Annotated in this window: 6 protein-coding genes; 1 reads left to right on the forward strand and 5 read right to left on the reverse strand. The window is 61.7% G+C overall.

Annotated elements, in window-relative coordinates; all coding sequences use genetic code 11:
- Positions 1-437: 437 nt before the first annotated feature.
- Complete coding sequence (locus MUO23_14710) at positions 438-1,295, forward strand: aldo/keto reductase (GenBank protein MCJ7514201.1); 858 nt, start codon at positions 438-440, stop codon at positions 1,293-1,295.
- A gap of 436 nt (positions 1,296-1,731) precedes the next feature.
- Here MUO23_14710 and MUO23_14715 read toward each other — a convergent pair whose 3' ends face one another.
- The 5 genes from MUO23_14715 to MUO23_14735 all read right to left on the reverse strand — a co-directional run.
- Positions 1,732-1,992 (reverse strand): hypothetical protein, encoded by a 261-nt coding sequence (locus MUO23_14715; protein MCJ7514202.1) that lies wholly within the window; start codon positions 1,990-1,992, stop codon positions 1,732-1,734.
- Entirely contained in the window at positions 1,992-2,285 is a 294-nt protein-coding gene (locus MUO23_14720; GenBank protein MCJ7514203.1) for an AbrB/MazE/SpoVT family DNA-binding domain-containing protein, read from the reverse strand. Before MUO23_14720 ends, MUO23_14715 begins: the two co-directional genes overlap by 1 nt.
- An 88-nt stretch (positions 2,286-2,373) precedes the next feature.
- A complete protein-coding gene (locus tag MUO23_14725; GenBank protein MCJ7514204.1) occupies positions 2,374-2,655 on the reverse strand; it encodes a tyrosine-type recombinase/integrase in 282 nt (93 codons plus the stop codon).
- Between the two features lie 316 nt (positions 2,656-2,971).
- Positions 2,972-4,288: a D-tagatose-bisphosphate aldolase, class II, non-catalytic subunit gene (locus tag MUO23_14730; GenBank protein ID MCJ7514205.1), complete on the reverse strand. Its 1,317-nt coding sequence runs from the start codon at positions 4,286-4,288 to the stop codon at positions 2,972-2,974.
- A gap of 48 nt (positions 4,289-4,336) precedes the next feature.
- A partial coding sequence (locus MUO23_14735) for a PfkB family carbohydrate kinase (protein MCJ7514206.1) occupies positions 4,337-4,720 on the reverse strand: 384 nt, incomplete at its 5' end.

The raw sequence follows: 4,720 nt of genomic DNA on the forward strand, positions 1-4,720 counted from the left end.
AGGGCTGGCCAATCGCCAGCCCTTCTCTCCGAGGCGTAGCGCTTGACCCCGGCAGGAGCCTCCCGCCCTTCTATGCTTCAACTGCAGCCCCGAAGCGCCGCGAATCCCGCTTGGCAGCCGCTTCGTCCTGCAGGCTGGCAGGACGTGGGAGTAGATGTCCAGGGTGGCGCTGATCTGGGAGTGCCCCAGGCGCACCTGGACGACCTTGGGGTGGACCCCCTGCTGCACATCAGGCTGGCGGCCGTGTGCCGCAGGTTGTCAAACCCGGTACCCGGCGGACCGGCCCGCCTGATAATCTGCTTGCAGGCGGAATCCCGAAGATGCCTGGCCTGCCGGGTTGTGCGAGAATGAAGCGGTATCGCCCGGTCCGCCGGGCAGCATAGTTGGGGGCCGTTGGCGGTCGCTCCAGAGGGATAGCTATTGTCAGGAGATAGCCCATGATAGCCAAGCAGTTATTTGGACGTGCCGGACACTTGAGTACACGCATTCTTCTTGGCGGGGCAGCCTTTGGACAGGTCACTCAGGAGGAAGCTGATGCGGCTTTGGAGCTAGCATTGTCCTATGGAGTCAACCATGTTGATCTGGCGGCCAGTTATGGAGATGCAGAAATCCGCGTCGGCAGCTGGATCGGTCGCCATGGCAAGCCATTCCTTCTAGCAACGAAAACGGGTGAGCGCACAGCGATCAAGGCACGAGAGGAGATTCATCGTTCGCTTGACCGGCTCCAGGTGAGTCAAGTCGATCTTCTGCAGCTGCACAACCTAGTTGATCCGCAAGAATGGGAGACCGCCCTGGGACCGGATGGAGCCCTGGAGGCCGCCATCGAGGCCCGCGAGCAGGGATTGGTGCGCTTCATAGGCATTACGGGCCACGGCCTAACGGTGGCCGACATGCACCGTCGGGCGCTTGAGCGGTTTGATTTTGACTCCGTCTTGCTGCCGTTTAGCTATGTACTGTCGAAGAACGAGCGCTACCTCGCCGAGTTTTGGGCCTTGGGTGGGATGTGCCAACAACGGAATGTGGCGGTGCAAACCATCAAGTCCCTCGTGCATAGTCCGTGGGGCGAAAGTGGACCTCGTCGGGCCACCTGGTATCGCCCGCTGGAAGATCAAGTTGCCATCGATCGAGCCGTACATTGGGTCTTGGGACATGCCGGATTGTTCCTGAACTCAGTGGGGGATATTCACGTTCTGCCAAGGGTGCTAGACGCAGCCAATCGTTTTGAGACACCGCCCACAGATGAAGAAATGCGGACGCAGATGGAGGAATTGGAGATGGAGCCGCTGTTTACTTGAGAACAGGAGTTTCCATGCCACCCAAACTGCGCTTGCGCTGTACGCGCCAACTGGCGGCGTAAGTGACGCCGCCGTTGTCGTACCCTCGCTGCGCCGGCTGTCGAGTATGAATACCGCAGGTCACGGAATCGAGCATCCAGCAGGCCCGGCTGCCGAAGCATCTCCTTGCAGGCGCCTAGCGGGTTCGGGTCACTCTCGGAGGATTGGAAATCCACAGGAGTTCGGGCAAGCGGCGGGAGTGGAGAGGCTGCATCCCACTTGTCTCATGTTTGCTGGCGACGCGTGTCTTGAACCTTCTGCCCTTGTGCGGCTAGTCAGCAACCCACTGGGCTTCCTTGGGGCAGCTTTCATATTCCTCGTGGCAGCGCTTCGGGAACCCGCAACGGTATACGATTTCAGCTAGGAGAACCATCACTCCCCGCGGATATCGATCTCCTCAAGGTCTTGCCAATGCATCGTCGTGGTGGCCAACATAGCGTAGGATAATGGAATCTCCCTGGGTCTCGAAAGTGATCCGTAGCCCGCGGCTGGCACGGGCCTCCCAGATACCCTTGGTACCGCGAATGCGCTTCACGCCGAGACTCCGATACCGCAGATCCTCGCCCATCTGGCGGAGTGCCTTCAGCACCTGCCTCTGCTCGTCAGGTGCCAGAGCAGCGTAAGCCCGCTCGAACCGGGCAGTCAGCAGAACTTGCATCAAGCCTTACCAGCATCGAGCGCGGCGATGAGGGCCTCAACGTCATTGAAAGAGCGAACGCGGCCCTGAGTGATATCCTCACTCGCCTCCCGCTCCGCTTGCTGCCAGGCGTCGCTCCAGAAGTAGGCCTGGCTCTTGTCGACGAGCTTCTTCGGCACCAGCGTGATCGTGTCACCCTCGATCGTGACGGCGACCAGATCCCCCTCTTCGATTCCCACCGCCCGGCGAACCGCGGCGGGCAAGGTGATTTGTCCGTTGCGGGTAACCTTGGTTAGCGTCACTTCCTCAGTCATGGCTCAACTCCTAGATTACTATTATACTAGCATAGTAACCAGCCTCAGTCAAGCAGACCACTCACGCATTGTGGGCCAACCCATCACCTCATGCCCTGGCGGTGAACTGAGGGCAAGTGCTCCGCCCCTGCTGCGCTTCGACTCCAGTCCCCACCATGAGTGAATCGATCTTGGCCGCCGCCTCGTCCTGGAGACTGGGCAGCACGTGGTAGAAGATGTCGAGGGCGATATTGATCTTAGAGTGCCCCAGATGCTCCTGGACAACCTTTGGGTGGATCCCGTGTTGAACCATGAGGCTGGCGGCCGTATGACGCAGGTCGTGGAACCGGATGTCCGGCAAGCCAGCCTGGGTGAGAGACGCCTTGTACACGCTTGGGAGGTTCCGGGATTCCTGCGGGGTGCCGATCGAAGACTGGGCGGCTAGCGGGTTCCCGCCAATCGGCCTTCCACCAGAGGTGTAGATAGGAATGATCCGCTCGCCCGAGGGGCTTCATGTGAGGTTCAAGGTGGAAATTGTAGCCCGTTCAGCGAAGGTCCGAATCTTCCGACCCCTCCAATCGTAGCGCCCTCGGGGGCCGTCCTCTACTCCGTGGACGCCTAGTATGAGAAGCAGCAAGGACACAGGCGACCACCTCGGTGGGACAGTGATAGTGCAGACGCGACAGGACGGGGAGGATCAACAGTGACTATGCCGCCTGTATCCCGCAGGCTTTGGCGTAGTCATCCAGGACGGCGTCAATCCGGTCCGAGATCCATTCCTCAGGATCCTCTCCCACCTTACCGGCCCGAAGGCTGGCGTACTGGTCGGGGGCACATTGGCTGAGCAGCCCAAGCGGCACGTGGACTGATCGTAGGTTTCTCAGGAGCGTCTCGAGGGCTTGCTGCACTTGCGGATCGCCCCAGTAGTAACGGGCGCGATCGCTCAGGCTGTATCGGCGAGCAACAGCCAGCTCGGATGGGGATCCTCGATAATGACTCTGCCAGTGATGGGGTTCCCGCAGCATCGCCTGATCGAGAACTTCGCTGAGGTTCGACCGCTCCGCCGACCCGCGCCCGGCAAATAGCTCCTCCTCGATACTCGCCAGGGCGAAGACCATTTCTCTGAAGGCAAATGTCAACGCCGGGCCTACCTTGAGGATGGCGAAGTGGTCGCGAACCATCTCGCCCAATGCTTCCACCATCTGGTAGTCGGTCGAGTGCGCCTCAAGGACCAGCCGGGGCTCCTGCTCGATGAAGCGCACCAGCTCTCCCGCTTTGACCGGATCGTAGCCAAGGACGAATTCGTCCCCGAAATCGACACCGGGCTGGACAACGAGGGCGACGACCCGCTGCCAGGCGTCCTGCAGCCCCTCCCGTTCGAAAGCCCGGCGAGTGGCTGCGACCGTCTCCCGGGCTGCGACCACAGTGGTGACGGCCACATGCTCGTCATGCTCCCGGGCACCACCTGGAATGGGGACCTCCGTCCCGATCACATAGCGGAGCCTCGAAGCGCCTTGCTCCTCCGGGTTGGCATCCTCGGCGGCGCGCGCCAGTCGCGCCGCCCGTCTCGCCATCAACTCGACCTCAAGACGCCGGGACGTGCCGTCGCCGCCCAAGGCCATGCTCGCGTCGAGGTGGATCTTGGTGAAGCCGGCCTGCACGAAGTCACGCACCAGGATCTCGGCCTCGTCCATAGCGTGGTCAGCAGGGGTATTCTGCCAGACAGACGGCCCCAGATGATCGCCCCCGAGAACAAGCCGTTCTGTCGGAAAGCCTTCTTGTTCCGCGATCCGCCGCACATAGGCGACGAAGGCCGCGGGTGTCATCCCAGTGTAGCCACCATGCTGGTTGACCTGGTTGCAGGTGGCCTCAACTAGCAACGGCGAATCGTCCCGAAGGGCTCGCTTCATGGCGGCCCGCAGGACATGCGGATGAGCCGAGCAGATTCCCGGGATACCCCGCGCTTCCCCGCATTTCTGGGCTTGGATGATCTCGTCGAGGTGTGCCGGTATTGGCCTTCTCATCCTAGTCCCCGGTCATGCAGGGAGCGCCTGCAACAGGCGCTCGGCGGGTCACATCAGCCGGAGAGATGCTTCCAGCGTTGGCTGAGCGTCAGTTCCGCCGGCAGCTTGGGTGGAGAGCGCCCCGCAAACCGCCGCAAGCCGAAGGCAGCGTTCCAGATCCCATCCTTGGAGGTAGCCGTAGATGAAACCTGCATCGAAGGAGTCGCCGGCGCCGATGCTGTCCACCAGCCGCACTGAAAGGGAGGCGACTCGCGCAAGATGCCCGCTTTGGATCCCCAAGGCGCCTTCGGCGCCGAGTTTGACGGCCACGATCCCAGCCCGCGCGCCAAGGTCGAGCGCCGCTCGTGCAAGATCCGCCTGGCGTGTGATGGCGAGCGCCTCGGCCGCGTTCGGTAGAAAGACATCGGTGACCTGGAGAAGGTCGTGAACCCC

The organism is Anaerolineales bacterium (assembly GCA_022866145.1).
Lineage (GTDB): Bacteria > Chloroflexota > Anaerolineae > Anaerolineales > E44-bin32 > PFL42.